33 protein-coding genes are annotated in these 26,674 nt (G+C 52.1%); 27 read left to right on the plus strand and 6 right to left on the minus strand.

The window, feature by feature from the left end; translation table 11 throughout:
• The first annotated feature begins 70 nt into the window (after nucleotides 1–70).
• Both H1B31_RS07955 and H1B31_RS07960 read left to right on the plus strand, forming a co-directional pair.
• On the plus strand, nucleotides 71–376 hold the full coding sequence (locus H1B31_RS07955) for a nucleotidyltransferase family protein (protein ID WP_185979921.1): 306 nt from the start codon (nucleotides 71–73) through the stop codon (nucleotides 374–376).
• A complete protein-coding gene (locus tag H1B31_RS07960; RefSeq protein WP_185979922.1) occupies nucleotides 373–735 on the plus strand; it encodes a HepT-like ribonuclease domain-containing protein in 363 nt (120 codons plus the stop codon). Before H1B31_RS07955 ends, H1B31_RS07960 begins: the two co-directional genes overlap by 4 nt.
• Nucleotides 736–831: 96 nt before the next feature.
• Here H1B31_RS07960 and H1B31_RS07965 read toward each other — a convergent pair whose 3' ends face one another.
• Nucleotides 832–1,266, minus strand: coding sequence for a MerR family transcriptional regulator (locus H1B31_RS07965; protein WP_185979923.1), 435 nt, complete (start codon nucleotides 1,264–1,266; stop codon nucleotides 832–834).
• Nucleotides 1,267–1,397: 131 nt separating this feature from the next.
• Here H1B31_RS07965 and H1B31_RS07970 point away from each other — a divergent pair, with 131 nt between their 5' ends.
• From H1B31_RS07970 to H1B31_RS08040, 15 genes are all read left to right on the plus strand, one after another.
• The gene (locus H1B31_RS07970; RefSeq protein WP_009442352.1) at nucleotides 1,398–2,474 is read left to right on the plus strand and encodes an alpha/beta hydrolase; all 1,077 of its coding nucleotides are present in this window, start codon (nucleotides 1,398–1,400) and stop codon (nucleotides 2,472–2,474) included.
• Between the two features lie 36 nt (nucleotides 2,475–2,510).
• The gene (locus tag H1B31_RS07975; RefSeq protein WP_009442351.1) at nucleotides 2,511–3,605 is read left to right on the plus strand and encodes an alpha/beta hydrolase; all 1,095 of its coding nucleotides are present in this window, start codon (nucleotides 2,511–2,513) and stop codon (nucleotides 3,603–3,605) included.
• Between the two features lie 18 nt (nucleotides 3,606–3,623).
• The gene (locus H1B31_RS07980; RefSeq protein ID WP_221933436.1) at nucleotides 3,624–4,406 is read left to right on the plus strand and encodes a cupin domain-containing protein; all 783 of its coding nucleotides are present in this window, start codon (nucleotides 3,624–3,626) and stop codon (nucleotides 4,404–4,406) included.
• 140 nt (nucleotides 4,407–4,546) lie between these two features.
• A complete protein-coding gene (locus H1B31_RS07985; RefSeq protein ID WP_185979924.1) occupies nucleotides 4,547–6,259 on the plus strand; it encodes a carboxylesterase/lipase family protein in 1,713 nt (570 codons plus the stop codon).
• A gap of 48 nt (nucleotides 6,260–6,307) precedes the next feature.
• Nucleotides 6,308–6,961 carry a flavodoxin gene (locus H1B31_RS07990; RefSeq protein WP_185979925.1) on the plus strand — a complete coding sequence of 218 codons (654 nt, stop codon included), beginning with the start codon at nucleotides 6,308–6,310 and terminating at the stop codon, nucleotides 6,959–6,961.
• 12 nt (nucleotides 6,962–6,973) lie between these two features.
• Nucleotides 6,974–7,831, plus strand: coding sequence for an aldo/keto reductase (locus H1B31_RS07995; RefSeq protein ID WP_185979926.1), 858 nt, complete (start codon nucleotides 6,974–6,976; stop codon nucleotides 7,829–7,831).
• Between the two features lie 19 nt (nucleotides 7,832–7,850).
• Nucleotides 7,851–8,864, plus strand: a complete 1,014-nt coding sequence (locus tag H1B31_RS08000; RefSeq protein WP_185979927.1) for an alpha/beta hydrolase — start codon at nucleotides 7,851–7,853, stop codon at nucleotides 8,862–8,864.
• Nucleotides 8,865–8,881: 17 nt separating this feature from the next.
• Nucleotides 8,882–9,331 (plus strand): flavodoxin family protein, encoded by a 450-nt coding sequence (locus tag H1B31_RS08005; RefSeq protein WP_185979928.1) that lies wholly within the window; start codon nucleotides 8,882–8,884, stop codon nucleotides 9,329–9,331.
• 309 nt (nucleotides 9,332–9,640) lie between these two features.
• Nucleotides 9,641–10,465, plus strand: coding sequence for a helix-turn-helix domain-containing protein (locus H1B31_RS08010; protein WP_185979929.1), 825 nt, complete (start codon nucleotides 9,641–9,643; stop codon nucleotides 10,463–10,465).
• Nucleotides 10,466–10,480: 15 nt separating this feature from the next.
• Nucleotides 10,481–10,687 (plus strand): hypothetical protein, encoded by a 207-nt coding sequence (locus tag H1B31_RS08015; protein ID WP_185979930.1) that lies wholly within the window; start codon nucleotides 10,481–10,483, stop codon nucleotides 10,685–10,687.
• A 386-nt stretch (nucleotides 10,688–11,073) separates the two neighbouring features.
• Entirely contained in the window at nucleotides 11,074–11,664 is a 591-nt protein-coding gene (locus tag H1B31_RS08020; RefSeq protein ID WP_185979931.1) for a hypothetical protein, read from the plus strand.
• Between the two features lie 81 nt (nucleotides 11,665–11,745).
• Nucleotides 11,746–11,997, plus strand: a complete 252-nt coding sequence (locus tag H1B31_RS08025; RefSeq protein WP_185979932.1) for a hypothetical protein — start codon at nucleotides 11,746–11,748, stop codon at nucleotides 11,995–11,997.
• Nucleotides 11,997–13,124 (plus strand): DUF2800 domain-containing protein, encoded by a 1,128-nt coding sequence (locus tag H1B31_RS08030; RefSeq protein WP_185979933.1) that lies wholly within the window; start codon nucleotides 11,997–11,999, stop codon nucleotides 13,122–13,124. The genes H1B31_RS08025 and H1B31_RS08030 overlap by 1 nt, the downstream gene beginning before the upstream one ends.
• Before the next feature lies 1 nt (nucleotide 13,125).
• Nucleotides 13,126–13,683 carry a DUF2815 family protein gene (locus H1B31_RS08035; RefSeq protein WP_185979934.1) on the plus strand — a complete coding sequence of 186 codons (558 nt, stop codon included), beginning with the start codon at nucleotides 13,126–13,128 and terminating at the stop codon, nucleotides 13,681–13,683.
• 65 nt (nucleotides 13,684–13,748) lie between these two features.
• Nucleotides 13,749–15,686, plus strand: a complete 1,938-nt coding sequence (locus H1B31_RS08040; protein ID WP_185979935.1) for a DNA polymerase — start codon at nucleotides 13,749–13,751, stop codon at nucleotides 15,684–15,686.
• Nucleotides 15,687–15,731: 45 nt separating this feature from the next.
• Here H1B31_RS08040 and H1B31_RS08045 read toward each other — a convergent pair whose 3' ends face one another.
• From H1B31_RS08045 to H1B31_RS08055, 3 genes are all read right to left on the minus strand, one after another.
• The gene (locus tag H1B31_RS08045) at nucleotides 15,732–16,568 is read right to left on the minus strand and encodes a nucleotidyl transferase AbiEii/AbiGii toxin family protein (protein ID WP_226372090.1); all 837 of its coding nucleotides are present in this window, start codon (nucleotides 16,566–16,568) and stop codon (nucleotides 15,732–15,734) included.
• Complete coding sequence (locus tag H1B31_RS08050) at nucleotides 16,565–17,158, minus strand: type IV toxin-antitoxin system AbiEi family antitoxin domain-containing protein (protein WP_185979936.1); 594 nt, start codon at nucleotides 17,156–17,158, stop codon at nucleotides 16,565–16,567. Before H1B31_RS08050 ends, H1B31_RS08045 begins: the two co-directional genes overlap by 4 nt.
• A 117-nt stretch (nucleotides 17,159–17,275) precedes the next feature.
• Nucleotides 17,276–17,689 carry a peptide deformylase gene (locus H1B31_RS08055; protein WP_185979937.1) on the minus strand — a complete coding sequence of 138 codons (414 nt, stop codon included), beginning with the start codon at nucleotides 17,687–17,689 and terminating at the stop codon, nucleotides 17,276–17,278.
• A gap of 205 nt (nucleotides 17,690–17,894) precedes the next feature.
• On the opposite strand from H1B31_RS08055, the gene H1B31_RS08060 reads away from it, so the two are divergent.
• The 7 genes from H1B31_RS08060 (at nucleotide 17,895) to H1B31_RS08090 (ending at nucleotide 23,539) form a co-directional block, all read left to right on the plus strand.
• Nucleotides 17,895–18,302 (plus strand): DUF7768 domain-containing protein, encoded by a 408-nt coding sequence (locus H1B31_RS08060; RefSeq protein WP_185979938.1) that lies wholly within the window; start codon nucleotides 17,895–17,897, stop codon nucleotides 18,300–18,302.
• Complete coding sequence (locus tag H1B31_RS08065; protein WP_185979939.1) at nucleotides 18,293–20,572, plus strand: DNA primase family protein; 2,280 nt, start codon at nucleotides 18,293–18,295, stop codon at nucleotides 20,570–20,572. Before H1B31_RS08060 ends, H1B31_RS08065 begins: the two co-directional genes overlap by 10 nt.
• Nucleotides 20,573–20,804: 232 nt before the next feature.
• Complete coding sequence (locus tag H1B31_RS08070) at nucleotides 20,805–21,077, plus strand: VRR-NUC domain-containing protein (RefSeq protein ID WP_185979940.1); 273 nt, start codon at nucleotides 20,805–20,807, stop codon at nucleotides 21,075–21,077.
• On the plus strand, nucleotides 21,067–22,431 hold the full coding sequence (locus H1B31_RS08075) for a DEAD/DEAH box helicase (protein WP_185979941.1): 1,365 nt from the start codon (nucleotides 21,067–21,069) through the stop codon (nucleotides 22,429–22,431). Before H1B31_RS08070 ends, H1B31_RS08075 begins: the two co-directional genes overlap by 11 nt.
• Complete coding sequence (locus H1B31_RS08080; RefSeq protein ID WP_185981267.1) at nucleotides 22,421–22,633, plus strand: hypothetical protein; 213 nt, start codon at nucleotides 22,421–22,423, stop codon at nucleotides 22,631–22,633. The genes H1B31_RS08075 and H1B31_RS08080 overlap by 11 nt, the downstream gene beginning before the upstream one ends.
• A complete protein-coding gene (locus H1B31_RS08085; RefSeq protein WP_226372091.1) occupies nucleotides 22,630–23,034 on the plus strand; it encodes a hypothetical protein in 405 nt (134 codons plus the stop codon). The genes H1B31_RS08080 and H1B31_RS08085 overlap by 4 nt, the downstream gene beginning before the upstream one ends.
• Before the next feature lie 151 nt (nucleotides 23,035–23,185).
• Nucleotides 23,186–23,539, plus strand: a complete 354-nt coding sequence (locus tag H1B31_RS08090; RefSeq protein ID WP_185979942.1) for an HNH endonuclease — start codon at nucleotides 23,186–23,188, stop codon at nucleotides 23,537–23,539.
• A 22-nt stretch (nucleotides 23,540–23,561) separates the two neighbouring features.
• On the opposite strand, the gene H1B31_RS08095 is transcribed toward H1B31_RS08090, so the two are convergent.
• The gene (locus tag H1B31_RS08095; RefSeq protein WP_185979943.1) at nucleotides 23,562–23,834 is read right to left on the minus strand and encodes a type II toxin-antitoxin system RelE/ParE family toxin; all 273 of its coding nucleotides are present in this window, start codon (nucleotides 23,832–23,834) and stop codon (nucleotides 23,562–23,564) included.
• Nucleotides 23,827–24,120: a type II toxin-antitoxin system RelB/DinJ family antitoxin gene (locus tag H1B31_RS08100; protein WP_006696279.1), complete on the minus strand. Its 294-nt coding sequence runs from the start codon at nucleotides 24,118–24,120 to the stop codon at nucleotides 23,827–23,829. Before H1B31_RS08100 ends, H1B31_RS08095 begins: the two co-directional genes overlap by 8 nt.
• A gap of 173 nt (nucleotides 24,121–24,293) precedes the next feature.
• Between H1B31_RS08100 and H1B31_RS08105 the strand changes: the two genes are divergently transcribed.
• From H1B31_RS08105 to H1B31_RS08115, 3 genes are read left to right on the plus strand one after another with little or no spacing between them, the layout of a single operon-like run.
• Nucleotides 24,294–24,854, plus strand: coding sequence for a P27 family phage terminase small subunit (locus tag H1B31_RS08105; protein WP_185979944.1), 561 nt, complete (start codon nucleotides 24,294–24,296; stop codon nucleotides 24,852–24,854).
• 13 nt (nucleotides 24,855–24,867) lie between these two features.
• Complete coding sequence (locus H1B31_RS08110) at nucleotides 24,868–26,133, plus strand: site-specific DNA-methyltransferase (RefSeq protein WP_102493614.1); 1,266 nt, start codon at nucleotides 24,868–24,870, stop codon at nucleotides 26,131–26,133.
• Complete coding sequence (locus tag H1B31_RS08115; protein ID WP_009438400.1) at nucleotides 26,133–26,672, plus strand: N-acetylmuramoyl-L-alanine amidase family protein; 540 nt, start codon at nucleotides 26,133–26,135, stop codon at nucleotides 26,670–26,672. Before H1B31_RS08110 ends, H1B31_RS08115 begins: the two co-directional genes overlap by 1 nt.
• Nucleotides 26,673–26,674: the final 2 nt, after the last annotated feature.

Consider the following 26,674-nt stretch of genomic DNA (forward strand, 5'->3'; position numbering starts at 1 on the left):
GGAAATCAGAGGAAAAGGAGAAGAGCTGCGCGGTTATGTGATATAATGATATGAGTGAATAGGAGGGATTATGATGCAGAAGCCTGTATTTACAATGGAACATATCGTTGCGAAGGTAAAACCACTTGCTGATAAATACCGTGTGAAAGAAATTTATTTGTTTGGCTCATATGCGAGAGGTGAAGCAGATGAAAATAGTGATTTGGATTTTTTGGTTTACGGTGGAGAAAAGTTTAAGCGAACGATGATTTTTGCTCTGGCAGAGGATTTGCGAGAGACGTTAGAGAAAAAAGTAGATGTTTTTGAGATCGATGAAGTCAACCCGGACAGTAATTTCTACAAAACAATTATGAAAGAAAAGGTTTTGGTGGCATGAAGTATTCCGATCGACAAAGAGTTCAAAAGATATATGGCTATGCTGCTCGCCTGCAGGAATATATCCTAAAAAATAGCATTGAAAAAGAAGCACTGATGACACAGCTGCCGTTGCAGTGGCTTGTCACAACGCCGCTATATAATATGGGGGAGCATAGCCATAATTTGACCCCGGAGTATAAAGCGAAACATAGTGAGATTCCATGGGCGATGATCGCAGGCTTGCGGCATCGTCTTGTGCATGATTATGATGGAACAAACTGGAATATTATAGCGGAAGTCGTTTTTGAAGAATTACCAATTTTGATAAGACAGTTAGAGGCGTGCTTGACGGAAAATGAGAATACGGATGCTGTATGACAGCAAATGACGATTCTCTAGGAAATTGTATCATCACATAAAAATGACTGCTGCATAAGGATATGTACCTTGTGCAGCAGTCATTTTCTTATGGAATCACCCATGTAGAGAGCTCTCTTCTGCAGATTCTGCATCCGCTTCATTCGGGAGAAGATTGCTGATGTAGGGCGTGCGCCCTGCGAGCACGTCGTCATAGAATCCTTGCTTCCAGTCGATGTAGTCGATGGATGCTTGGACAGCAGTGAGCCGATCGACGAGTTCCGCACGCTTGCCTGCAAGGATTTCTTTGCGCTCTGGGATGGTGGGGACGCCGCCGAGGCAGAGTGCGAGGTATTCCTTCATTTCGGCGAGACTCATGCCGCAGTTTCTGAGGCAGGTAAGGCTTTTCAGCCATCCAATATCGTGATTGTCGAAGATACGGTGATTGTGTGCATCACGCTTGACGTTCGGCAGAAGCCCCTGATTGCAGTAGAATTTCAGCGTCTCATAGCTCATTCCTGTCGCTTCACAGGCGCCCTTCATTGTATACATGATTTTCCTCCAAAAAATTTCAAAAAGGGCTTGCGCGGTAGCGGCTACCGCCTGTTATGATAGCATTGTACTACGGATGACAGGGCAGGGCAAGTCCTCTCCGAGGAGATCTGTTTTAGGAGGATGATATCATGCGAACACAGTATGCTTTGACGGCAGCACTTTTGGTGAGTCTATTTATGGGGAGTGTCGAGGCACTGAGCCGTCCCGTGACAATCGAGGATCAAGGCAGCTTTATGGCGGGCGGCGTGACAATTACCGCGCCCGGCGTATACAAGGACAGCGAACCGACGAACTACGACGGTGAGACACTGCACGGCGATGCTGCCTATGTGTTCTGGCAGCGTCCCGTAAAGGCGAAGAAGAACGCGCTCATTTTCCTGCACGGCTACGGACAGTCGGGCAAGACGTGGGAGACGACACCCGACGGGCGCGACGGCTTCCAGAACATCTTCCTCGCAAAGGGGTGGGCGACCTACATCGTGGATGAACCGCGCCGCGGGCGTGCAGGACAGTCGACCGTGCCCGCAGAGCTCAAAGCACAGCCGCAGGATCAACTCTGGTTCAACAACTTCCGCATCGGGCAGTACCCGATGATCTTCGATGGCATGGCGTTCCCGCGCGACGAGGAGTCGCTGCGGCAGTTCTTCCATCAGATGACACCCGACACGGGAAAATTCGATGTGGAGGTTGTCGCAAAGGCAATGGAGGCGGTCATTGACCATACGGGCGATAATGTCCTCATCACGCACTCGGCGGGCGGCGGTCCGGGGTGGCTCGCGGCGATTCGCAGTCCCAAAGTGAAGGGCGTGATCGCTCTCGAACCGGGTACGTTCCCGTTCCCGCCGGGCGAGGTGCCTGTGGTTGAGGAGACAACAAGCCCGTTCCCCGCGCGCGGAATGGAGGTGACGGCGGAGGAGTTCGAGGCTCTTCTGAAAACGCCGATGGTCGTCTATTTCGGCGACAAGATCCCGACGGGCGATAAGCCGCACGAAATCTGGGGGCTCGACAACTGGCGCACGCGGCTGAACCTCGCAAGCCGCTGGGCGGAGGTCGTGCGGACACATGGCGGCGATGCGGAGATTATCGTTCTGCCCGATGTTGGCATCAAAGGAAACACGCACTTCCTCATGTCCGACCTCAACAACGCAGAGGTCGCGGCGGAGATGGAGCGATGGATGCACGAGAAGGGCTTGGATAAAAAGTAATAATCATTTGGGGATTTGGGAAAGGAAGTTTTACCAATGAAAAAATCAATCATGAAATCAGCACTTTTGATGTCTCTCGGACTCTTTGCATTCGGGGGCGGCGGTGCCTCGGCGAGCGAGAGCAAGCGTCCGAACGAGAATCCGTTCGGGCTCGTCTATCAGGGCGCACTGACGGAGAATGTCACGGGCAAGGTGAACATCCGCCCCGTAACGTACGAAGTGGAGGGCATCGAGGTTGCCGCGAATCTCTACCTTCCCGCAGACTACGATGAAACGAGCGACAAGAAATATGCTGCCGTGACCGTGGCGCATCCCAACGGCGCGAGCAAGGAGCAGGTGGCAGGGCTGTATGCACAGCGACTGGCGGAGCTTGGATACATCGCCCTTGCCTGCGATGCACGCTATCAGGGCGCGAGTGGCGGCACGCCGAGACTGAGGGACTATCCCTCGAACCGCATCGAGGATGTCAGCGGCATGGTGGACTATCTGTCTCAGCTGCCGAAGGTGGACAAGACCCGCATCGGTGCGCTCGGCATTTGCGGCGGCGGCGGCTATACACTCGCGGCGGCGCAGACCGACAAGCGCATCAAGGCGGTTGCCGCGCTGTCGATGTTCAACTCCGGCAGGGTGCGTCGGAACGGTTTCCAGGATGCGGACATCAAGGGCATCCAGACACGTCTGCAAAAGGCAGCGGATGCACGGGAGAAGGAGCTCGCAGGGGAAATTGTCTATGAGGGATTCCTCCCGCCGAACGCCACCGATGAACAGCTCCGCGCCAAGATGGCGGAGCTTCCCGAAAACACGCTCTATCGCGACGGCATCGAATACTACGGCCTCTCCCACCGTCATCCGAACGCTACGGGAATCTACACCACCGAATCCTTTATGAAGCTCATGGCGTTTGATGTGGAGGATCGTATGGAGCTGATCAATCAGCCCCTCCTGATGATTGCAGGCGAGAAGGCGGACACCCTCTATATGACGAAGGATGCCTTTGCCAAGGCGACCGGCACGGAAAACAAAGAGCTTTTCCTGATTCCGAGCGCGAGCCACATCCGTACCTACTGGGTGCCTGAGTACGTGGATCAGGCGGTGGCGCAGCTCCAGATGTTCTACGCAAAGAATCTTTGATGGAATGAGATGATGTCAATGAAAAAGGGCAAGAGCTTTATCGCGGCGGCGACTATGTCGCTCGGCCTCACTGTCGGCTCCGCATGGGCAATGCCGCTTCCCCTCAGCACAGATATATCGGATCGCTTTCATGGGACGGTACACAAAAATGACCTCATTGCCACCGATGAGACATACAACCTTCCGCAGACGAATGTGATTTCCTTTGAAGCCGGTAGTTACAGCGGCTGGCACGTGCACGGGGCGATGACCGTCATCGGCATCGCAGGGACGGGACTTTATCAGGAGTGGGGCAAGGAGGCGGTTCTGATTCGTCCCGGGGATGTGGTGAATATTCCCGCAGGAGTGCCGCATTTCCACGGCGCGGCAAAGGATGCCGCGTTCCAGCAGTTCGTCATCTATGACAGCACATGGAAAGCGCCCGAAGGACACGCGGCACATACCGGCGCGCTCACCGAGGAGCAGTACGAGGAGGCGAATGAGAACGCCGCCGCCCCAAGCGCAATGCAGAACAATGACAGCGAGTTTTTGTTTGGCACTGGGATGACGGAGCTGACAACGCCCAATTTCAACTCTGCGGTATACCTCAGAAAGATTCTGGGTACGCCGAATGCCGCAAATTCGCCCGAGTGGGTCTATGTTGCCTTTCCTGCAGGAACGTACAACCGCTGGCACAGTCACAAAACGGGGCAGGTGCTCATTGCGACCGACGGCATCGGCTATCATCAGATCAAGGGCGGTGCGTTGGAGGTTCTGCATCCGGGGGATGTGGTTTTCTGTCCGCCCAATGTCGTTCATTAGCACGGTGCATCTCCCACAAGCAAATTCGCCCACATCGCGATCAGTCCGCAGGATAATCACGATGTTACATGGTACGATTTCCCTACGGCGGAATATGAGGCAATCGTACCCGAATGATTCCGTAAAAAGGAGAATAACGAATGAAAACAGCACGAACAAAAAAGACGTTCCTGTCGCTGCTTTCGCTCGGTCTGCTCATGTGCATGCCCTTTTCCGAGGGGCAGGTATTTGCCGCAGATGGAATGAAGGCAAATACGGTTCGCATGGAGCAGGGCGATTTCCTTGCGGGACCCGGCATTGCTGTGGCATCGACCGAGAGCGGTCTGGTGCAGGGCTATGTGCGCAAGGGCATCTACACCTATCACGGCGTTCCCTATGCCGAGGCAAAGGAGCGTTTCGTCCGCGCCGAGCGCGTAACGCCGTGGCAGGGGGTACGTCTCGCGTTTGACTACGGAGCGATTGCGCCGCAGGAAAAGGGCGGTTTTCTGAATACGACATGGGAAGACCCCGCGCGTGAGTTCCCGATGGACAACAACTGCCAGAATCTCAACATCTGGACACCCGGCATCGCGGACGGCAAGAACCGCCCCGTCATGGTCTGGCTGCATGGCGGCGGGTTCTCCGCAGGTTCGTCTGCTGAGATTCCCGCCTATGACGGTGCCAATCTCAGCCGTGAGGGCGACGTTGTCGTTGTTTCCGTTAATCATCGTCTGAATGTGCTCGGACATTTCGACCTCTCCGCCTATGGGGAGAAATACCGCAATGCGGACAATGTCGGTATCTATGACCTCGTTGACGCGCTGCGCTGGGTGCGGGACAACATCGCACAATTCGGCGGTGATCCTGCAAACGTCACGATCTTTGGTGAGTCGGGCGGCGGTGCAAAAGTACTCGCACTGATGACAACCCCATATGCAAAGGGGCTGTTCCACAAGGGCATCGTCGAAAGCGGTGCGGCTCCGACCATGGGACCGGTATTCATGCCAAAAGAAGCGGCAGCGCGTGTGACGGAGCTGACGCTGGAAAAACTCGGCATTACGGCAGAACGCATTGAGGAGATTCAGACCATTCCCTATGAGCATCTCACGACAGCATCGAATGAGGCACTCAAACAAGCAGGGGAGGAATTCAAGGTTCCACAGGCACTCGGAACAGGCTATGGTATGAGCTGGGAGCCGGTGATTGACGGCGACTTCATGCCGACGAATCCTGTGACGGCAGACGGCTTTGCCGCCGCAGGGAAGGACATCCCACTGCTCATTGGTTCGAATCGGACGGAGTGGACGAATTTCTCCGACATCATGCAGATGGAGAGAGCACAGTCCGACAACAAGAATACCTGGAGCACAGAGGAAGTTGACCGCCGTCTGAGGGACGCATACGGCGATAAGGCGGAGAAAATCGCGGCGGCATTCCTGCGCGCCTATCCGCAGAAGAAACGTGCAGATGCACTCTACGTCGACACGATGATCCGCCTGCCGATCAAAGAGATCATGGATCACAAGGCAATGCAGGGCGGCGTACCTGTCTACGCCTATCTCTTCGCGTGGGATTCGCCGATGATGGGCGGAGTCTATATGTCCTACCACACGGCAGAGATTCCCTTTGTATTTCACAACATTGACCGCGCGGAGAAAAGCATCGGCACAAGCGCGGAGGCAAAGAAACTCGAAGCGCAGATGAGCCGCGCTTGGATTAATTTCGCCCGCACGGGAAAACCCGAAACGCCCGGCATGCCGAATTGGGATGCCTATACACTGCAAGGAGGCGCAACCATGATGTTTGACGCTGATACGAAGCTCGTACATCACCACGATGCAGAATTATTGAAACTGCTCGCACCTGCGCAATAGATTTGGCAAAGTAAACATATGGGAATCGAATGAAATGGAGGTCATGACATGAGAACCCTATTGACAATCCTGATGACGACGATGATGCTGTTGCTGACAGCGTGCGGCGGAGGCAATGCGCAAACGGGCGCAGATACTTCTGCACAGAAAGAAACACAGACGACAGCATCTGCACGAAGCGATCAGCGTGTCCTTGTCGTGTACTTCTCGCGCGCCGACGAAAACACAGGCGGTGTCGGCTACATCGAGAAGGGAAACACAAAGATTCTTGCAGAGATGATCGCCGAACGCATGCACGGTGACATCTTTGAAATCAAGACCGTCAAGCCGTATCCGAAGGAATACCGTCCCGCGACAGAAGCCGCCAAGCAAGAGAAGGAAGAAAACGCCCGTCCTGAAATCGTCGGCGAGCTGCCCGATCTCAGCAAGTACGATGTCGTCTTTCTCGGTTATCCGATTTGGTGGAGCGACATGCCGATGCCTATCTACACCTTCCTCGATCGGGAGAATTTCGTGGGCAAGATCATCCTGCCGTTTTGCACACATGAAGGGAGCGGGCTCTCTGATACGCAGCGGTCGATTGCGGATGTGACAAAGGCGGATGTCAGGGAGGGCTTTGCGCTCCAGGGACATATCGCGCAGAAGTCGCCCGAGGAGGCGCGGACGGCACTCTATGAATGGATGTCGAAACAAGGATATTAAGGAGGATTTCAAATGGCAGTGGAAAATGTAAAACTCAATAATGGTGTAATGATGCCGCTTGAGGGCTCCGGCGTGTTCCAGATTCCCGACCTTGCAGAGTGTGAGCGCGTGACCATCGAGGCGATTCGGCAGGGCTACCGCCTGATCGACACGGCGGCAGCATATCAGAACGAGGAGGCGGTGGGTGCGGCGATTGCAAAGTCGGGTGTGCCGCGTGAGGAACTGTTCATCACAACGAAGCTCTGGGTGCAGGATATCTCCTATGAGGCGGCGGGTACGGCGTTTGAGCGTTCCCTGCAAAAACTCGGGTTGGACTATCTCGATCTCTACCTCATTCATCAGCCGATGGGGGATTTCTTCGGCGCGTGGCGGCGGCTCGAGGAGCTGCACCGCGCGGGGAAGATTCGGGCGATCGGCGTGTCGAACTTCTATCCTGCCGTGCTTGCGAACTTCTGTGAGACGGTGGAGATAAAGCCAATGGTGAATCAGGTGGAGCTGCATCCGTTCTTCCAACAGGAGGAGGCACTCACGAATATGAAGGCGTATGGTGTTCACCCACAGGCATGGGGACCTCTCGCCGAAGGCAAGCACGGCATCTTCAGCCATCCCGTGCTGACAGCGATCGGGGAGAAGTATGGAAAGACAGCGGCGCAGGCGGCGCTGCGCTGGAACACGCAGCGCGGCGTCTCCATCCTGCCGAAGTCTGTGCGCACCGAGCGGATCGCAGCAAATCTCGACATCTGGGATTTCTCGCTGACCGAGGCGGAAATGGAAGAGATCGCAAATCTTGACCTCGGGCACAGCGAGATTGTCAACCACGATGACCCTGCGTTTGTGAAATGGCTGCACGAGCGCAGGATTCACGATTGAGGCATAGCGAAGAATAGAAATGAGGGAACGTAGTGGTGACGGTATGCGGCTTTTCGTCTGCGGCATCATTGCAGCAGCGGCGGCTATGCTGTGCTTCGGCAGCTGTTTATCCTTTGCGCGGGAGGCAGAAAACATACAGACCGGCACCGATGCAGAGGAGGAGATGAGCGTGTTTTCAGCAGAGTCCCGCGTGGAGGATGTGGCAAGGGCACTCCTGTTTGCACCGTACGGTCGGCTGCTCTTTCCCGTACAGAGCGGGTACATGGATGGCGATACGCTCGGCAGTCTGCGCCTGGCATGGTATTCTCACATCTCGCCTGCGCGAACCGTGGCAGTTGTGAATCGGCTTGCGGCAGACGCAGCGGCGGGGCATCGGATTTTCTATCCGATCTACACAGAGGAGGAGATGCGGCGCGACCCCGCGAAGCGTGATACAGGGCTGTTTTTCTTTCGTGGGCGAACGGGAGCGCCTGTCGCCGTCGTGAGTGCGGGCGGCGGATTTGCCTATGTGGGGGCGATGCAGGACAGTTTTCCACATGCGCTCGTCCTCTCTGAGCGCGGAGTGAACGCCTTTGCACTGATCTATCGACCGCGTGCGCAGACGGCGTGCGAAGATCTTTCACGCGCAGTTGCCTTTCTCCACGAACATGCGGCAGAACTGGGCGTTGACATGCGTGGTTACTCCCTCTGGGGCGGCTCGGCGGGAGCGCGTATGGCAGCATGGGTCGGTTCGCATGGAACGGAGGCGTTTGGACAGCGTTCATATCCGCGTCCTGCCGCCGTCATTATGCTGTATACGGACTTGTCGGAGGTCTATGGTACAGAGCCGCCGACATACAGCTGTGTCGGGACGGCCGATGGCATTGCCTCATGGCAGACGATGCAGCGGCGTACACAGGCGATCCGCAGAAACGGACAGGCGGCAGAGATCGAAGTGTTTGAAGGTCTGCCGCATGGCTTCGGGCTTGGTGAGGGCACTGCTGCCGAAGGATGGCTGAACCGTGCCGCAGATTTTTGGATAGCACAAAGATAAAATGAGGAGGCAACGGTATGAATATTCTGTTTATCAACGGCAGTCCGAACAGAGACGGAAATACGGCAGCTCTTGCAGCGAGGTTTCTGCAAGGGCACACCTATGAGACGCTGAATCTTACGGACTATCGGATCAATGTTTATGGACAGGAGCTGCCAGGCGATCAATTCTCTGAGGTGCTTGAAAAAGTGCGGGCGGCGGATTTTATCGTCATCGGTTCGCCGCTTTATTGGCACAATATCTGTGGCGCTGTGCGCAATCTGCTGGATCGATTCTACGGTCCTGTCGAGGCGGGGAGTCTTCACGGGCAGATTGCCTTCCTTTTCCAAGGTGCAGCACCTGAGAAGTGGATGCTGGAGGCGGGCGAATACACAATGCGCCCTTTTGCTGATCTCTACGGATTGACGTATCTCGGCATAGTGACATCGGTACGCGAGGCAGATGTGCTTGCGGCGAAGATCGGCTAAGAATATTTTAGAATCAAAAACCTCGGACTGAGAGCATGCAGTCCGAGGTTTTTACATAAGAACTCCGTTGCGGTGCTCCATTTCATGTTGACTGATTTATGTCGTAAAGCTGAAGAAAAAATGTTAACTTTATTGACATAACATCAGATTTTTAATGAATATAAGTAGGGATATTACTTATATGAGCATCTTGGGTGATAATATAGAAAATATTGTAGAGTTAATCATGAAACAAAGATTATTGATGAAAATATAAAAGTAATAAAACGATTGACGAATGCATAAATGTTTGATAAAATGAGATCATAATTGAAAGAGGTGACAAAAATGCCAACAGATTTCGATAGAACCTTGTTTTTTGATAATATCTCCTATTTGATAAAGAAGTATGATCTAAAAATAGGTGAGATTGAGAACAGTGCAGGAGTTAGTACCGGATATATTTCTCGTGCCAGCAAGGACGAAAAGTCAAAGCCGGGGGTCGAGTTTGTAATGAAGATCGCAGAGTTGCTGCAGATCAATGTCGACACTTTACTGCGGGCAGATTTGACAAATGCTACGCCGACCGAGAAGTATCTTATGTCGTTCTTGGGCAAGCTCAATAGTGATACCGTCGCAGATAGCCTTAATTGGATTCGGGAACCGAAGGTAGAGTTAAATCGGATACAGGCCGATGAATATGGTGATACTGGGCATCCACTATTCAAATTGCGTACATACGATGCGCCCAATGATTATGATGGCTCGATCGAAGAAGTTACACAGGTTGTCTTTGCGTCACATAATTTTGATTACCAGACGGGGATACATAAGGATTGTTATTCCTTACGAATGAAGAACGGTACACTTTTGCATTTGATGAATATTTTTAAAGTGTACTCATCTATTTCGGATCCTGATACCTTTGCGATAGAAATTTGGATGACTCCGCCGAAAGCGGAAGCTCAGTTTCTTTGCGACAACAAGGGAGAAGTTACAATTTCCAGCCTTATTGATGGTCTATATACGACCGTCAGTGAAAATATGAGACATCCCAAAATTGATAAGAACTTACAGTATGTGATTGATGCATTCATGCAGAATGACTTGGAAGATGATCCCCCAGTGTTCGACGAAGATGATATCCCCTTTTGAGGAGGTTCCTAGTGTATGAAGATACAAATTCGTAGCCTATGCAGCGACTGTGCCAATCCTCCACGCTTCTGCGATGCAATCCTTGAAGAGGATGCGCAAATTTATCTGGTTCGCAAGGATCAGAAAACAAATCGGTATGTCAAAATCCTTTGGGAAGATGTCGTTTACCAAGTGAATAAATTGAAACCACGAAACATGAAGCTACCGCAACATGCCCCGTAAATAACGTGGAGCTAACCGCCGGAGTTATCTGATTCAGCCATAAGGCTAAATGGATAACTCCGGCGGTTTTTTATTTGTCAAAAACTCGCGGCCTTCAATTGTAATTAAGGTAGGAGAGGGGAAGTCTTTTTGAGGAGGAGAGAATAATGAGGTCGTAAATTCTTATATCAAGTGATTCAGTTTAAAACCTCAAAGCCTTGAGATGGCCATTAAAGGCGGCGGGAACATACGAAGACCACATTGCAAAAAAATGCAATGAATACGGCACTTCGATGTCCCACCGTTTACCGCTATGTCCATTTTTAGGTAATTGCGGCCGGTGTACCTCAAGTGCATCGGCCTTCGTTGTATCCCGCTGACCTTGTCTTGTCAGAAAGGATACGACGATGAAAGAATTTATTTTAATGGAAGTCACTGCTGAGACAATTCGTGATTATGGTATTTCCCGCAATGAAGTTGAGTGGTGTCGGATCGGTAATCGTAGGGTACAGGCCGTGAAAGTCTTAGCTACATACGAGGTCTTCACGTTCTATAAACGTTCAGTATTACGTGAACAACAGCAAGAATGTCGAGCAAAGTATTCGTGTATATACAAGAATCGCAAGAATATGTGCGACCACAACTGCGAGAGTTGTACACATCCTGTGTACCGAGAATCGTGGGTTGGTGTTGTGAAAGAAGAAATATTCATTTCAGAGTCGCTGGAGACTACTTGCATAAAGAGGCTGCTGATTGAAGCACTCATCACTGAAGTCAATAAACTTGCTCCGATGGATCAGCTCCTCCTTAAATTAATTGGCGAAGCTGTGTCGGAACGTGAGATTGCAAGAATTATGGGTGGGAGATCAAAGACGGCCATCCACAAGAGGAAAGAAAAACTCTTCGTGATGCTCCGAAAAAAACTTGAAAATACGGTGACCATTAAGCCCCGTTCTGTCTGCACCCTAGTGAAAGGGGGAAAGCAGAATGTGAGTTAAAATTCACAGCTAATCTTCTGGCAATCAGACAGATTGCCAAACTGCCGAAAGAAATTCTGTTTATGAAAGGGACTAATGAATATGATTCATGTGAACGAAATCTCCAAAATGCTGCGTGAGGCAGCAGATGCACTTGAAGCTGCAATCCCGCAGCTTGAAAAACCAAACGAAGGTGTGCGGCTCGAAGATGTCCGTATTGTTCTCATCCGTAAGAGTACGGAGGGAAAACGCGAGGCGGTCAAGGATCTTATCACAAAGTATGGAGCGGAGCGTCTGAGCGACATCTCGCCCGATGCCTTCGTTGCTCTTCTCCGGGAAGCGGAGGCACTCTGATGGGGGCGCACGCACTGCTCTCACCGTCGGCGGCGCATCGGTGGATACGCTGTCCACCGTCTGCTTGCCTTGAGCGCGAGTTTCCATCTTCGTCGAGCGAAGCCGCCGCTGAAGGGACAGCGGCGCATGCGCTCTGTGAGCACAAGCTGCGTAAGTTTCTAAAACTGCGCAGCAAACGACCGCACTCGGATTTCGAGGACGATGAGATGGACCGCTGTTCCGATGCGTATGTTTCATTCGTGCAGGAGCAGATGGGAGACATCCCGTCCCCGATGGTGCTGGTTGAGCAGTGGCTCGATCTCACACGCTATGTCCCGGAAGCATTCGGGACGGCGGACTGCATCATTGTCGGCGGGGATATGCTCCATGTCATTGACTTCAAGTATGGCATGGGCGTGCTTGTGGAGGCGGAGCACAATCCGCAGATGATGCTCTACGCGCTTGGTGCACTGCATCTTCTCGACGGGATCTACGACATCCAAACGATCTCCATGAGCATCTTCCAACCCCGCAGAGAAAATGTGTGCACATGGTCACTCACAAAAGAAGACCTCCTCCGTTGGGCGAGGGATGATCTTGTGGAGAAAGCACGTCTCGCTTATGCGGGCGAGGGCGCGTTCTGTGCGGGAGAATGGTGTACGTTCTGCCGTGCCGCTGTCCGCTGCAGGGCGCGTTCGGAAGAGAAACTTCGCCTTGCGAGGGAAGAGTTCAGACTCCCTCCGCTCATTACGGACGAAGAGATCGAGGAAGTTCTCAGCGAGATTCCTGACCTAATCAAGTGGGCGAATGCAATTCTCGTCTACGCAACGGATGCTGCCGTCAATCACGGTAAGGCTTGGAAAGGCTTCAAAGTGGTGGAAGGCCGCTCCGTCCGAAAGTACAAAGATGAAGATGCCGTTGCAAGGGAGGCAAAAGCGGCAGGTTATACGGACATCTTCGATAAGAAACTCATTCCACTGACGCAAATGGAGAAACTCATGGGAAAAGAAATGTTTGCAAAAACACTTGGCGGTCTTATTGAAAAGCCGCTCGGCAAGCCGGCGCTCGTTCCTCTTTCGGACAAGCGTCCGGCGATTCACACAGATAATGTCCGGTCCGAATTCAAAACTATTATGGAGGAAAACTAAAATGGCAACGAAGAACAAGAACACGAAGGTTATCACGGGCAAGGTTCGTCTCTCTTACGCACATGTATGGGAGCCGGTATCCATCAACGGAGGCGAGGAGAAATACTCCGTCAGCCTCATCATTCCAAAGTCGGATACCAAGACCGTCAAGGATATCAATGCAGCGGTGGAGGCCGCCATCGAAGTGGGCATCGGTAAGTTCGGCGGGAAGAAGCCGAACAAGGGAGCGATCAAGCTGCCGCTGCGCGACGGCGATGTGGAGCGTCCCGATGACGAGAACTACAAGGATGCATACTTCATCAACGCAAATTCACGGACGGCTCCGCAGATTGTCGATTCGAAGGTACAGCCGATTCTGGATCGTGACGAGGTCTACTCCGGATGCTATGCCCATGTAAGCATTACGCTCTATGCGTTCAACAGCAATGGGAACAAAGGCATTGCTTGCGGTCTCGGAAACATCCAGAAAGTTGCGGACGGCGAACCACTCGGCGGGCGTACAACGGCAGCATCGGATTTCCGGAACCTTGACGATGCGGACGAGGACTTTCTCAGCTAACCAAGCGGAATTTGCAGGAATGGGCGGCGGCGTAAGCCGTCGCCTGTTTTTATGGGAGAACAGATATGAAGTCAATCAGTATCGATATTGAGACATTTTCAAGCGTCCCGCTTGCAAAGGCGGGCGTATATAAATATGCGGAGGCAGAGGACTTTGAAATCCTGCTGTTCGGATATTCTGTGGATGGAGGAGAAGTGCAGGTTGTGGATCTGGCGAATGGGGAAGAAATCCCAAAAGAGATTCTTGCAGTACTGACGGATGAGACTGTCACAAAATGGGCATTCAACGCAATGTTTGAGCGCGTATGTCTATCTCGCCATCTGGGCATTCACCTGAAACCGAACGCATGGCGTTGCTCCATGATTTGGGCGGCAACGCTCGGACTCCCGTTATCTCTGAAAGACGTAGGGGCGGTACTGCGTCTTGATCGACAGAAATTGGAAGAGGGGAAAGACCTCATACGGTATTTCTGTGTTCCGTGCAAGGCGACCAAGAGCAACGGCGGCAGGACACGTAATCTTCCTGAGGATGCCTCGGAAAAGTGGGAACTGTTTAAGGCATACAACAAACGGGATGTGGAAACGGAGATGGAAATTCAAGCACGGCTGCAGAAATTTCCCGTATCGGAGAGTGAGTGGGAGAACTACGTCATCGACCAAGAAATCAATGACCGTGGAATTTCGGTAGATACCACATTTGTCTCACAGGCGATTCGTTGCGATGAGCGCAGCAAGGTAATTTGTCTTGAGCGGGCGCAGAATCTCACTGGTCTTGCAAATCCGAACTCTCCGCTGCAGCTTATGGACTGGCTGCGCGGGAAAGGACTCTCTGTGGAATCTCTTGCAAAAAGTGAAGTGAGCAAAATGCTCAAAACAGCCGTGGGAGACGTGCGGGAGGTATTGGAACTTCGGCAGCGGCTTGCCAAGACGAGTGTAAAGAAATATATGGCGATGGAAGCAGTCACGGGAGCGGATCACCGTGCGCGTGGATTGTTCCAATTCTACGGTGCAAACAGAACGGGGCGCTTCGCAGGGCGGCTCATTCAGTTACAGAATCTGCCCCAAAACCATCTCGCGCAACTGAAGGAGGTTCGCACCCTTGTCAAAAACGGTGACTTCGACCTTCTGGATATGCTCTATGACAGCACCTCGGATGTGCTCTCTCAGCTTATTCGTACCTCATTTGTTCCACGGTCCGGTTGCCGCTTCATTGTCGCCGACTACGCTGCCATCGAAGCAAGAGTCCTCGCATGGCTTGCGGGGGAGCGGTGGGTACTTGATGTGTTTCAAAAGAACGGAGATATTTACTGCGAAACGGCATCTCGGATGTTTCACTGCAAGGTCGAAAAGCATGGCGAGAATGCAGATCTGCGCCAGAAAGGAAAGCAGGCGGTTTTGAGTTGTGGATACGGCGGCTCCGTCGGTGCTCTTATTGCGATGGGCGCGGTCGAGTCCGGCATGAAGGAGGAGGAACTTCAACCGCTCGTGGATTTGTGGCGTGCATCGAATCCACATATCGTGCAATTCTGGTGGGATGTGGATCGTGCCGTCAAGACCTGTGTGAAACGGCGCGTTGAAGTAGAAACACATGGCATTCGTTGTGCGTATAAGAGCGGCGTTTTGTTTATACGATTGCCGAGCGGCAGAGAACTCGCGTATGTGAAGCCGCGCATCGGAGAGAATCGATTCGGAGGGGAATCTGTCGCCTATGAAGGTCTCGGTATGACGAAGAAGTGGGAGCGGATTGAAACCTTCGGCGGGAAACTTGTTGAGAATATCACACAGGCGACGGCACGAGATCTGCTTGTCTTTGCAATGAAACAGTTGCGAAACAGGGGATTTGACATCGTGATGCACGTTCATGATGAAATCGTGCTCGAAGTGCCGCATGGAGTCTCCTCGGTCGAGGAAATATGTTCTGTCATGGCCGAGAGCCCTCCGTGGTCGAAGGACCTGCCGCTCAAGGCGGACGGGTATGCGTGTGAGTTCTATCGGAAGGACTGAAAAAGCGGTATCTGCCTGACTGACAGATGCCGCTTGCTTTTCAGTTCAACGAATTGAGTCCATAATCTTGATAATGGTTTCGCAGGCCGAGGAAAATTCGACTTCTCTCGCATATTCATAATCGCGCTGATATGTTTTCCAGTGTTGCTGCATTGCACTGCTCTTTACAATCTGCCCCATGATACTGTGATACTGCGGGATTAGGTCACCGGAATGGCGCTTTTGGGCAGTTTCGGACAATGCTTTACGCAAAATATCACGGTCTATCTCATTTTCTTTCAGCTTGCTGAGAATGAAAATATCGTAGTAGTCTCTTGGACGTGTGTTTTGGTCGCTGCGAGAGATTACCGTCTCCAATTTTTCGGCGAGAATCGTCTCAAGATTGTACGCAAAAATCTCCAACGTATCGTCGCTGAACATCATCGGATAGTTGTATTCGATTGCTTCAGGGGTGATCTTATCGCCGGTTGTAATGTCCAGTTTCAGTGGAACTCTCATAGGGGGAAAGTTTGCGGTCAGTGAGATGCGGTATCCACCGTAGGCATCGTTTTTTCGGATTTTTCCTACACCTTGGAAGCTGAAGCTTATATCATCGTCGATGGGGATGGAGACGATCTCCTCGAACATTGTTTTTATGCTGTTTTCGTTCACGGGATGATTTCGGATGGTGGCGTCCATATCCATTGTGGCACGCGAATGAAGACCAACCATGGAGGCGATCAACAGTCCGCCTTTGAGGATGAAGTTCCCTTGATATTTTGAACGAGAGATGCGCTCCAACAGGCGTTCCAACATATAATTTTGCATCACAAGCTGGGCAGGAATGTGCTTGTCCTTTGCCATTTTGCTGATGGCCGCTTTTAATTGCATGGCATTCTTCACAGCAGGACCTCCAAATACGTCCGTATTTTTTTCTCTACGCCGAGACGCTGCGCATACTCGGAGAGCAGAGGAATGTTTTTTTGCGGACTGTCCATGTAGCGTTTGAACGCCTCTGCGGTGATCTGAATATCAGCAGCGTGGTGTGGGCGCAGAATGTCGCAGAGTGTCCGTTCTATCGAGTAGCAGTGCACCGAATTGCCGGCAGGAGATTTTATCTCTGCTATACCGAGTGCATACCACTCCGGCTTCACCTGTGCGCAGCGAACGCCTTCCTTTTTCGGATTCGCCAGATTGTAGTTCGTTGGGAAGGTCATATGGTAGGCGATCGGCGTTCGATCCGTCAGATCCCAGAGAAAGAGTGCTGTTTCGTGTGAAAAGATGCCACGTTTGAATCGTGTTTGCAGATTGAGAAACTCATCCTCCCATATCTCGGGCAGCGTGTATAGCCCGCGAGTGGGACGGAGCAACTGTCCTTGTTTGACGAGATGTGCCAACATACTGCGGGACATGCCGAAAGACACAGCTTTCGCTGTTGTCAGCATGCCGTTATTTTGATGGATGAGGTTCATAATAGTCGTTTGCTGCGTCATGTGAACCACCTCCTATAAACTTTTTTGCTTGTATTATATATATAAACAAGCAAAAAAGTCAATAAAGTATCAATGAAGCTTAAAACCTCGGACTACCATAAACGCAGCCCGAGGTTTTCATATCAAGACGCCATTGCAGTGGTCAATCTCATGTTGAATAATCTGTGCCGTAAATCCTGAGAACTTGTTTTTCTGTTTGCGGAACTTTATATCACGGTATACGACTTCAACCCATTCATGCCGCAGCGTTTTTCTCTGTCCAGGGAGGGACAGGCATCCTTCCTCTGCTTCATATTGTTCCGTGGACGATTTTACAATCTCCGGATTCAGCATAACAAGATGAGATTTTCCAACGCATACAGCGATGATGCGCTTCTTCTCTCCGATCATGTTGGCAGCAAGTCCGACGCAATGTCCGACGTGAGCTTTGAGTGTGTCGATCAGGTCGTTTGCAATGGAGAGATCGGATTTTGCCGCTTCCTCCGAGGGCTGCCCTAGAAACATGGCATCTTTGACAATAGGTCGTACCATCTGCCTCCTCCTTTATTCGTTTTAATATTCGCGTGTACAAACAAGTTTTCCTGCAAACATCTATGAAGGAATCCGAAGCATATGTATTTATCAAAATAAATTTGATTGAAAAAACTTTTAAGAAATGGTGACCACTTCCCCTTTTTCTGTCTGCACTCTTATGAAAAGGGCATGTGATTTCCCCGTGATTAAAAAGGAGAAATTTATGCAGCATTTCAACGAATCTCACTATCCGGATCCGACGGCGGGGGCGGCAATGAGGACTCTCGAGAGGGAGATGAACGCCGCTTTCCCGATCATCTACATATGTTCGGCATACCGTAACAATCTGCGTGTCAATATCATGCGGGCGCGGGAGTATTGCCGCTTTGCCGTTCGGCGTGGGTGTATTCCTCTGGCACCTCATCTGCTGTTCCCACAGTTCATGTCCGAGGAGCAGGATCGCGCTCTTGCGATTCACATGAATTTTGTTCTCCTGCGCAAGTGCAGGGAACTCTGGGCATTCGGTACGGAAATCACCGAAGGGATGGAGGAAGAGATCGCCAAGGCGCGTTCTCTTTGCATCCCGATACGGTATTTCAACACGAAATGCGAGGAGGTCGTATGGGGATGACCGTCGACGAACTCAAGAAAGAGAAAATCTGGGTCTGTTGGAAGTATGTCCAAAAGGATGGAAAGTCCACGAAGAAGCCCTGTGCCGCAGACGGCGGTATCACGGGATCGAATCATGCATTTCGGGCAAGTTGGGTGACGTTCGAGGAAGCCCGGCATGCGGCAGAGGCATCGTCCTACAGCGGTGTCGGCTTCATTATCCCGAAGGGAATGTATTTCTTGGACATTGACCACAGGGACGAAGCGGATGCGATGGTGCAGCTGCAGATCCGCAGACATGACACCTACGCCGAGAAGTCCATCAGTGGAAATGGAATCCACATCTATGGATGCTGTGATTATGACCGCATCCCGAAAACAAAGGACAAGGACGGTAAGGAAAAACTCGATCCGAAATTCTACGTCAAAAATCCGCACAACAAAATGGAACTCTACGTTGGAGGGCTGACCAACCGTTTTGCGGTATTCATGGGTGATGTATTCCACGATGCACCTCTTAACGATGGGACAGAAGCCGTACTTACCACACTCAGGAAGGATATGCTGCGCAAGCAGCCTGTGAACTACCGTCCAAATGAGGACGGCGACCGTGCCATCTTCGACATTGTTTGTTCTTTGCGAAAAGCGAAGAATGGTGGGAAGTTTGCGCGGCTCTTTGACCGTGGCGACATCTCGGAGTATGGCAGTGCTTCGGAAGCAGATGCCGCCCTCTGTGCCCTGATTGCCTTTCGTACAGGTGACGATCCAGCCCTGATCGATGCTGTCTTTCGCCAGTCCGCGCTTTACCGCCGTAAGTGGGAGCGCGAGGACTACAAGGCAGCGACCATCCGTACGGGCGTGGAAGCGTGTCATGGCGTGTTCCATGCAGCAGCGATGGAGCATCCGGACTTCATTCACTTCAACGCAAAGGGAAATCCCGTCATCAGCTGTCCGGCACTTGCAGATTACATTCGGCAGAACCTGCACTACATCTTTGTTCGCGACAGTGCGCGGCATGGCGTGCTGCGTTATGTCTACGAGGGCGGTGTATACCGACTCTATGCCGACGATATGCTGAAAGGTCTCATCAAAAACTGCATTGCATCCTACGATTCAGAGATGATTGAGATGCGAAAGGTGGATGAGACGTTTCGCATCCTCACAACGGATCTGAACTATATCAAGGACTCCGACCTCAATGCAGATGAGGACATCATCAACTTCCAAAACGGAATCCTTCATCTCTCCACGATGGAACTGACCGAACATGCTTCCGACCTGTTATCCACCATACAGATTCCGTGCGAGTGGGCGTGTGAAGAGATTGCGACACCTGTGTTCGATGCATTCATGCAGACACTCACAGATGGCGACACCGAGATTGAGCGACTGTTGCTTGAGTTCATCGGTGCGTGTCTGTCCAACGTCAAAGGATGGCGTATGAAGAAGGCTCTCTTTATGTACGGAGCGGGGGATACGGGGAAATCCCGTCTCAAATGTCTCGTGGAGCAGCTGCTCGGCAGAGGGAACTACGTCGGCATTGACCTTCGTGAGATCGAGGCACGGTTCGGCACGGGGCTGATTTACGGAATGCGCCTTGCGGGCAGTTCCGACATGAGCTTCATCACTGTGGATGAACTTAAGACCTTCAAGAAATGCACGGGCGGGGACAGCATCTTCGCAGAGTTCAAGGGGCAGAACGGATTCGAGTTCACTTTCAACGGACTGTTCTGGTTCTGCATGAATCAGCTGCCGAGGTTCGGCGGCGATGACGGGCAGTGGGTGCATGACCGTATCATGCAGGTACATTGCAAAAATGCCATTCCCATCGACAAGCAGGACAGGCTTCTCGGAGAAAAGCTCTATGCCGAGCGTGACGGGATCGTCCGCAAAGCCGTCCATGCGCTGCGTGCGGTCATCCAAAACGGCTACCGGTTCACAGAGCCGCAGTCGGTTCTGTCGGCAAGAGAGGAATACATGGTCGAGAACAACTCCGTGCTTGCCTTCCATGCAGAGTGCATGATGAAACGTCCCGAGGGAGCAAAATGCAGCGAGGTCACAACGGGCAAGGTCTACCGCATCTATCAGGCATGGTGCAGGGACAACAACAATGGCTTTGCCAAGACCGCACGGGAGTTCAGAACCACACTGGCTCGGTATTACAAGACGGATTTCAGCTCAATGACCATACGCCGGAGTTACGGCAGCGTGTATAAGGATTTGATTCTGAATGAGGACGCTGTCCGCGAATACACAGTGCCCTACAACGGATCGGAAGAAGATTTTTTGTGACAGCAGTGAGCGTTCGGTGGCAGTAAAAGCAAAGAACTGTCACCGGCTCAACCCCTTGTCATTATTGGGATTACGGAACATGAGTGATAGTAGTGACAGTTCTTTTATCTTTTATATATAGGGAAAAAAGAAAACTTAGGAAGAAAGAAAAAATAAAAATATTTATATATATAAAGATATAGGCGGCAACCATCACTACCATCACTTCATGCCTTGAAAGTGAGGAATATCAATGCGAGAGCGTGATTTGGAAAGATACACCACAATGGTCATAAAATCGCACGGCGGGCTTGCACTGAAGTTCATATCTCCGGGATGTGCAGGTGTACCGGATCGACTTGTGCTCATGCCGGGCGGCAAGATGTGCTTTATGGAACTTAAGGCTCCGGGCAGGAAGCCGCGCCCCTTGCAGGTGTGGCGTATCGAGCAACTGCGTGCGCTCGGATTCAAGGTCTATGTGGTCGATGGGAAAGAAGAGATCGGAGGAATTATCAATGCGCTATGAACCGCATTTTTACCAGACATACGCCAAGGATTTTATCCTGCATCACAAGGAAGCCGCGATTTTCTTGGATTGTGGGCTTGGGAAGACAGTCGTCACGCTTACGGCAATCGAGGAACTCCTGCATGACTTCTTTGAGATCGGCAAGGTGCTCGTTATCGCTCCGCTGCGTGTGGCGCGAGATACATGGCCGTCGGAGATCATAAAGTGGGAGCACACGAAAAACATCCGCGCCTCTGTGGTTATGGGAACACCGAGGGAGCGGACGGCGGCACTCATGCAGCATGCGGATGTGTATATTATCAACCGAGAAAATGTAAAGTGGCTGATTGAGGAGAGCGGCGCAGTGTTGGATTTTGATATGATCGTCATAGATGAACTCTCATCGTTCAAATCTCATCAGGCAAAAAGATTCCGCTCTCTCCTGAAGCTGCGTCCCTCGGTCAAGCGAATTGTGGGGCTGACGGGAACACCGTCGGCAAATGGACTCATGGATCTCTGGGCACAGTTTCGTCTTCTGGATATGGGCAAACGGCTCGGCAAATTCATCTCCCATTACCGCAATGACTTCTTCCTTCCCGACAAACGGAATCAACAGATGGTGTTCAGCTACAAGCCCCGCGAGGGCGCGGAGGATGAAATTTACCGACGAATTGAGGACATCACCATCTCCATGCGTTCCAAGGATTATCTCAAAATGCCGCAGCTCATCTCAAATAGCGTATGTGTTGCTATGGATGAGCGTGAGCGGGAACTCTATGACCGGATGAAGCGGGACATGGTGGTTGCCCTTGGTGGTACGGAGGTTGATGCCGTCAGTGCGGCGGCACTTTCCGGGAAACTCCTCCAGATGGCAAACGGAGCCGTCTATACGGAGGACGGGAAATCCGTCCACCTGCATGACCGCAAACTGGATGCACTCGAAGATCTTGTCGAGAGTGCGAATGGAAAGCCCGTACTCGTTGCGTACTGGTATCGGCATGATCTTGAGAGGATCAAGGCGCGGATTCCTGTTCGAGAGATTCGGTCGAGTGCAGATATTGCGGACTGGAATACGGGCAAAATCCCAATCGCCGTGATTCATCCAGCGAGTGCGGGACATGGACTCAACCTTCAGTTCGGCGGTTCGACGCTCATCTGGTTTGGTCTGACGTGGAGTTTGGAACTCTACCAACAGACCAATGCGCGTCTCTATCGGCAGGGGCAGACAGGGACCGTGGTCATTCACCATATCATCACGGCAGGGACGATGGATGAGAATGTTATGCAAGCTCTTGAACGGAAAGACAAGATCCAGACGGCTCTGATCGATGCTGTCAAAGCGAATCTGGAGGTGGCTTCCCATGATGAACTGTGAGGTTCTTGCCAATGCAATCATCGAACAGGCGGCAAAGGATTATCGGTGGGCGCGGACGGTTCTTCGCAAAGCGGTGGAGAATGTCGAGGCGATGGCGATGCGCAGCGACACGGAGCGGTTCTTTCGTTCCGCATGGTTTGGTCAGTTGACGAGTATAAACGGAGAATGGCTTCTGCAACAGTTAGAGGGGGAGTTTGTGTGACAGCAAAAGAGTATCTCAGTCAGGCATGGAACATTGACAATGAAATCCAGAGTATGTTGGAGGAGGTCGCAGTTCTCCGCAGCATGGCAGAAAAGACCACGGCGGTCATTACTGGAATGCCGGGCAATGCAACGAGGAACACATCGCAGCTTTCCGATACCATCGCGAAAATCATCGACCGAGAAGAGAAGATCGACCGTGAGATTGACCGTCTTGTTGATCTACGCTCTGAGATTTACGAAAGGGTGCAGCAGGTAGAGGACAGGGATGCGCGACGTGTGCTGTATCTCCGCTACATGAACTATCACTCGTGGGCAGAGATTGCATCGAAAATGAAACTGGGGCTGCGTCAAATCTATCGGCTCCATGGCGAGGGACTGAAAAATATTTCTCCGATGTAACTAAATGTCACTAAATGGCAGTCGATGTCGTCTTGATGTCACTACCTTGACAGTGATATGATATACTCAGCAAGAATAGGATATGGAATCAGCCTTCTCGGAGAAGCAATTCTCTGCGAGGGCTTTTTTCATGCCATCGAGGAGGTGCGCGATGCCGAGAAAGCCGAAGCGCCCCTGCCGCATGACAGGATGCCCGAATCTTACAGATCGAAAAAGCTGTTATTGCGAGGAGCACGAGAAAACGATGCAGCGGCACTATGACCACTTCACGCGTGGGTACGATCAGCACGAGAGATACGGCAGTGCATGGCGCAGGATTCGCGACCGTCACTTGTCAGCGCATCCGCTGTGTGAGTGTTGCAAGGAGCGAGGCAGATACGTTCTCGCGACGCTTGTGCATCATATTCGACCTCTCGCCGACGGCGGCACGCACGATGAGAGCAATTTGATGTCGCTCTGCGTGTCTTGTCATGAGCGGATTCATCAACGGAAAGCACCAAAATAAAAAGCCGACTCCAATGAATCGGCTAGAAGAGATCGCTATGTGAACCCGTGCGGGAAGCGGTCAGAATCAGTTTTCCTTTGTCGATGGCATATAGGAGTAGCCAGTCCGGCATGATGTGGCATTCGCGAAAACCAATGTAATCACCAACGAGTGCGTGATCCCGATACCTTTCGGGCAGTTGTTTTTCCGCGCAGAGCATTTTCAGAACATCATCCAGCTTTTGTATATCTGCCCCACGTTTGCGCAGCTTCTTTAAATCCTTGCGGAACTGCGTGGTGGTGACGAGATCAAGCATGGGCATCCTCCGCATCCAGATCATCCATCAGTGCGGACAGCGACGGATAACGCTTCGGCTCAATTTTACCATCCATGATGTCGCGTGCTTCCTGCATGGCAAGAAGTGTTTCCCTATTATAACGGGGCTGTTTCGGTTGGAAGGGAAAGCCTCCCTCCATGATGGATGCGTGCAGGAAGATGTTAATGGCGTCGGTCACGGAGATACCGAAACTGGAAAAAACGGTTTCAGCTTGCGCTTTGATTGTCGGTTCGATGCGCATATTGATTGTTGCGGTCTTGGACATGATGCATAACCTCCTTTTGTTTATTGTAACGCGAAAGTGAAGCAAATGCAATACTTTTTATTCCCCCTAGGGCGCGGTTAAATCTCTAAAACCGCGCCGTTACTGGACCGGGGAGGGGGCGCACGCACAAAAACGTCAGTTCAAACGGGGTATTAAAGGAAGGGGGCGAGAAGATGGCGCGTGACGGAACAAATCGCGGAGGACGGCGCATCCGGGCGGGAGACAAACCCGAAGCACTGGCAGACAAGATTGCGGGCGGGCGCACCGCGCACATCATGGAGTTTCCAATGACAGAACTGGATGGAACAGACCTTGTGGATGTCGCCGATCTCTACGGCGAGGAAATGCCAACCCCGAGTGAGTTCCTGTCGGCACGGCAGCGCAACGGCAAGCCGCTCGGTGCAGATGAGATTTTCCGTGAGACATGGCTGTGGCTGAAAGAGCGCGGCTGTGAGCGGCTCGTGAATCCACGGCTCATTGAAAGCTACGCGCAGGCATTTGCCCGCTTCATCCAGTGCGAGGAGGCAATGAGTCAATACGGGCTCATCGGCAAGCATCCGACCACAGGAGGGGCGATTGCAAGCCCCTTTGTCCAGATGGGGCAGGCATTCCAGAAGCAGTCCAATCTGCTCTGGTATGAGATATTCGACATCGTAAAGCAGAACTGCACCACCACATTCGTCGGTTCTCCGCAGGAGGATCGGATGGAACGGCTTCTGCGTTCGAGGAAGTAAGGAGGGAAGTCATTTGAATAAAACAACATCGGAGATGAAGCTAGTTCCAATCAGCAAGCTCGTCCCGTATGCCAACAATGCACGGACGCACTCGCCCGAACAGATCAACAAGCTGCGCGGAAGTCTACGCGAGTTCGGATTCGTCAGTCCCGTCATCATCGACAAGGACTATGGCATTCTCGCAGGACACGGACGTGTTGCGGCAGCGCGGGCGGAGGGGATAGAGAGCGTTCCCTGTGTCTTTGTCGATCATCTGACCGAGGCTCAGAAGAAAGCGTACATCCTCGCAGACAACCGCTTCGCACTTGACGCGGGCTGGGATGAAGATATGCTGCGCGTTGAGATGGAAGCCCTGCAGGGGATGGACTACGACATCTCACTCACAGGCTTCGACGAAGCCGAGATTGCCGACCTGCTCTCACTGGATGACGGTGATGCGCAGGAAGATGACTTCGACGTGGATGCAGAACTCGCAAAGCCTTGTGTCGCTCGGTCGGGTGATGTGTGGCATCTCGGCAAGCACCGTGTTATCTGTGGCGATTCCACACTGCCGGAGACATATGAGCGGCTGCTCGGCAGTGAGAAAGTCAACCTTGTCTGCACGGACCCGCCGTACATGATCCAGCTTGAAAGCACGTCCGGGAAGATCAAGAACGATGATCTGAATGACAAGGACGCCTACGAGTTCCTCAAATCTGCCTTTATCGCCTTTCACTCGGCGATGGCGACGGACGCATCCATCTACGTTTTCTACGCAACAGCAAAAGCCCGCATCTTTCATGACGCTTATGAGGATGCGGGCTTTAAAGTTGGTGCGGGACTCGTTTGGAAGAAAGACCGCCTTGTCCTCACACGGACGGACTGGAAATACATCCACGAGCCAATCATCTGGGGATGGAGGAAGGACGGACGGCATAGGTGGTACGGCGATCAGAAGCAGACCACTGTCTTTGCATTCGATCGCATCAAGGACTCGAAGAAGGACGGATGCGGACATCCGTCCTCGAAGCCCGTTCCGCTCATCGCGTATCTCGTCAAGCAGTGTACACAGACGAATGGTATCGTTCTCGACGGATTCCTTGGTTCGGCATCGACACTGATTGCCTGTGAGCAGTTGAACCGTATCTGCTACGGCGTGGAACTTGAGCCGAAATTCGTGGATGTCGCTGTCGAGCGATACATTCAGAGCAAAGGCGGGAATGCCGAAGATGTGTTTTTGGAACGTGACGGTGAGCGCATTCCGTATGCGGATGTGTTAAAAGCGAAGGAGGAATCGTGATGCGTGTGTTTTTGAATCCGGGTCATGCACCGAACGGGAATCCAGATCCCGGTGCGTTTGGGTATGGGCTGCGAGAGTGTGATGTGGCAAAGAACGTCGCTGACCTTGTTGCGGGCTATCTGAGTGCCGCAGGTGTCGAGGTGGTCGGCAACTTGCAGTCCGATAGTCTGCATGAGGTCGTATCGGCCTCCAACCGTGTGGATGCCGATGTGTTTGTCTCCATTCACTGCAACGCCTGTAACGGCACGGCAAACGGAACGGAGGTCTGGCACTACTACGGAAGCGGAGAGGGAGAGAAACTGGCACAGTGCATCCAGAATCAGATTGTGGATGCACTCGGAACCGTGGATCGCGGCGTGAAGGGGGCAAAGCCCGGTGTCAACGGTCTGTACGTTCTGAGCAACACCGATGCGGTCGCTGTGCTCGTGGAACTTGCGTTTATCGACCATGCGGGTGACGCAGAGCTTCTGCGTTCGCAGCAGGATGAATTTGCCCGCGCCATTGCGCGTGGGGTAACGGACTATGAAGGAGAGTGTTGAAG

Origin of the sequence: Selenomonas timonae (genome assembly GCF_014250475.1) — a bacterium.
Lineage (GTDB): Bacteria > Bacillota > Negativicutes > Selenomonadales > Selenomonadaceae > Centipeda > Centipeda timonae.

What these genes read in the sequence shown, in the direction of transcription:
- H1B31_RS07955 (WP_185979921.1), top strand. Translation starts at nt 71, where the DNA reads ATGATGCAGAAGCCTGTATTTACAATGGAACATATCGTTGCGAAGGTA.
- H1B31_RS07960 (WP_185979922.1), top strand. Translation starts at nt 373, where the DNA reads ATGAAGTATTCCGATCGACAAAGAGTTCAAAAGATATATGGCTATGCT.
- H1B31_RS07965 (WP_185979923.1), bottom strand. Translation starts at nt 1,266, where the DNA reads ATGTATACAATGAAGGGCGCCTGTGAAGCGACAGGAATGAGCTATGAG.
- H1B31_RS07970 (WP_009442352.1), top strand. Translation starts at nt 1,398, where the DNA reads ATGCGAACACAGTATGCTTTGACGGCAGCACTTTTGGTGAGTCTATTT.
- H1B31_RS07975 (WP_009442351.1), top strand. Translation starts at nt 2,511, where the DNA reads ATGAAAAAATCAATCATGAAATCAGCACTTTTGATGTCTCTCGGACTC.
- H1B31_RS07980 (WP_221933436.1), top strand. Translation starts at nt 3,624, where the DNA reads ATGAAAAAGGGCAAGAGCTTTATCGCGGCGGCGACTATGTCGCTCGGC.
- H1B31_RS07985 (WP_185979924.1), top strand. Translation starts at nt 4,547, where the DNA reads ATGAAAACAGCACGAACAAAAAAGACGTTCCTGTCGCTGCTTTCGCTC.
- H1B31_RS07990 (WP_185979925.1), top strand. Translation starts at nt 6,308, where the DNA reads ATGAGAACCCTATTGACAATCCTGATGACGACGATGATGCTGTTGCTG.
- H1B31_RS07995 (WP_185979926.1), top strand. Translation starts at nt 6,974, where the DNA reads ATGGCAGTGGAAAATGTAAAACTCAATAATGGTGTAATGATGCCGCTT.
- H1B31_RS08000 (WP_185979927.1), top strand. Translation starts at nt 7,851, where the DNA reads ATGAGGGAACGTAGTGGTGACGGTATGCGGCTTTTCGTCTGCGGCATC.
- H1B31_RS08005 (WP_185979928.1), top strand. Translation starts at nt 8,882, where the DNA reads ATGAATATTCTGTTTATCAACGGCAGTCCGAACAGAGACGGAAATACG.
- H1B31_RS08015 (WP_185979930.1), top strand. Translation starts at nt 10,481, where the DNA reads ATGAAGATACAAATTCGTAGCCTATGCAGCGACTGTGCCAATCCTCCA.
- H1B31_RS08020 (WP_185979931.1), top strand. Translation starts at nt 11,074, where the DNA reads ATGAAAGAATTTATTTTAATGGAAGTCACTGCTGAGACAATTCGTGAT.
- H1B31_RS08025 (WP_185979932.1), top strand. Translation starts at nt 11,746, where the DNA reads ATGATTCATGTGAACGAAATCTCCAAAATGCTGCGTGAGGCAGCAGAT.
- H1B31_RS08030 (WP_185979933.1), top strand. Translation starts at nt 11,997, where the DNA reads ATGGGGGCGCACGCACTGCTCTCACCGTCGGCGGCGCATCGGTGGATA.
- H1B31_RS08035 (WP_185979934.1), top strand. Translation starts at nt 13,126, where the DNA reads ATGGCAACGAAGAACAAGAACACGAAGGTTATCACGGGCAAGGTTCGT.
- H1B31_RS08040 (WP_185979935.1), top strand. Translation starts at nt 13,749, where the DNA reads ATGAAGTCAATCAGTATCGATATTGAGACATTTTCAAGCGTCCCGCTT.
- H1B31_RS08050 (WP_185979936.1), bottom strand. Translation starts at nt 17,158, where the DNA reads ATGACGCAGCAAACGACTATTATGAACCTCATCCATCAAAATAACGGC.
- H1B31_RS08055 (WP_185979937.1), bottom strand. Translation starts at nt 17,689, where the DNA reads ATGGTACGACCTATTGTCAAAGATGCCATGTTTCTAGGGCAGCCCTCG.
- H1B31_RS08060 (WP_185979938.1), top strand. Translation starts at nt 17,895, where the DNA reads ATGCAGCATTTCAACGAATCTCACTATCCGGATCCGACGGCGGGGGCG.
- H1B31_RS08065 (WP_185979939.1), top strand. Translation starts at nt 18,293, where the DNA reads ATGGGGATGACCGTCGACGAACTCAAGAAAGAGAAAATCTGGGTCTGT.
- H1B31_RS08070 (WP_185979940.1), top strand. Translation starts at nt 20,805, where the DNA reads ATGCGAGAGCGTGATTTGGAAAGATACACCACAATGGTCATAAAATCG.
- H1B31_RS08075 (WP_185979941.1), top strand. Translation starts at nt 21,067, where the DNA reads ATGCGCTATGAACCGCATTTTTACCAGACATACGCCAAGGATTTTATC.
- H1B31_RS08080 (WP_185981267.1), top strand. Translation starts at nt 22,421, where the DNA reads ATGAACTGTGAGGTTCTTGCCAATGCAATCATCGAACAGGCGGCAAAG.
- H1B31_RS08090 (WP_185979942.1), top strand. Translation starts at nt 23,186, where the DNA reads ATGCCGAGAAAGCCGAAGCGCCCCTGCCGCATGACAGGATGCCCGAAT.
- H1B31_RS08095 (WP_185979943.1), bottom strand. Translation starts at nt 23,834, where the DNA reads ATGCTTGATCTCGTCACCACCACGCAGTTCCGCAAGGATTTAAAGAAG.
- H1B31_RS08100 (WP_006696279.1), bottom strand. Translation starts at nt 24,120, where the DNA reads ATGTCCAAGACCGCAACAATCAATATGCGCATCGAACCGACAATCAAA.
- H1B31_RS08105 (WP_185979944.1), top strand. Translation starts at nt 24,294, where the DNA reads ATGGCGCGTGACGGAACAAATCGCGGAGGACGGCGCATCCGGGCGGGA.
- H1B31_RS08115 (WP_009438400.1), top strand. Translation starts at nt 26,133, where the DNA reads ATGCGTGTGTTTTTGAATCCGGGTCATGCACCGAACGGGAATCCAGAT.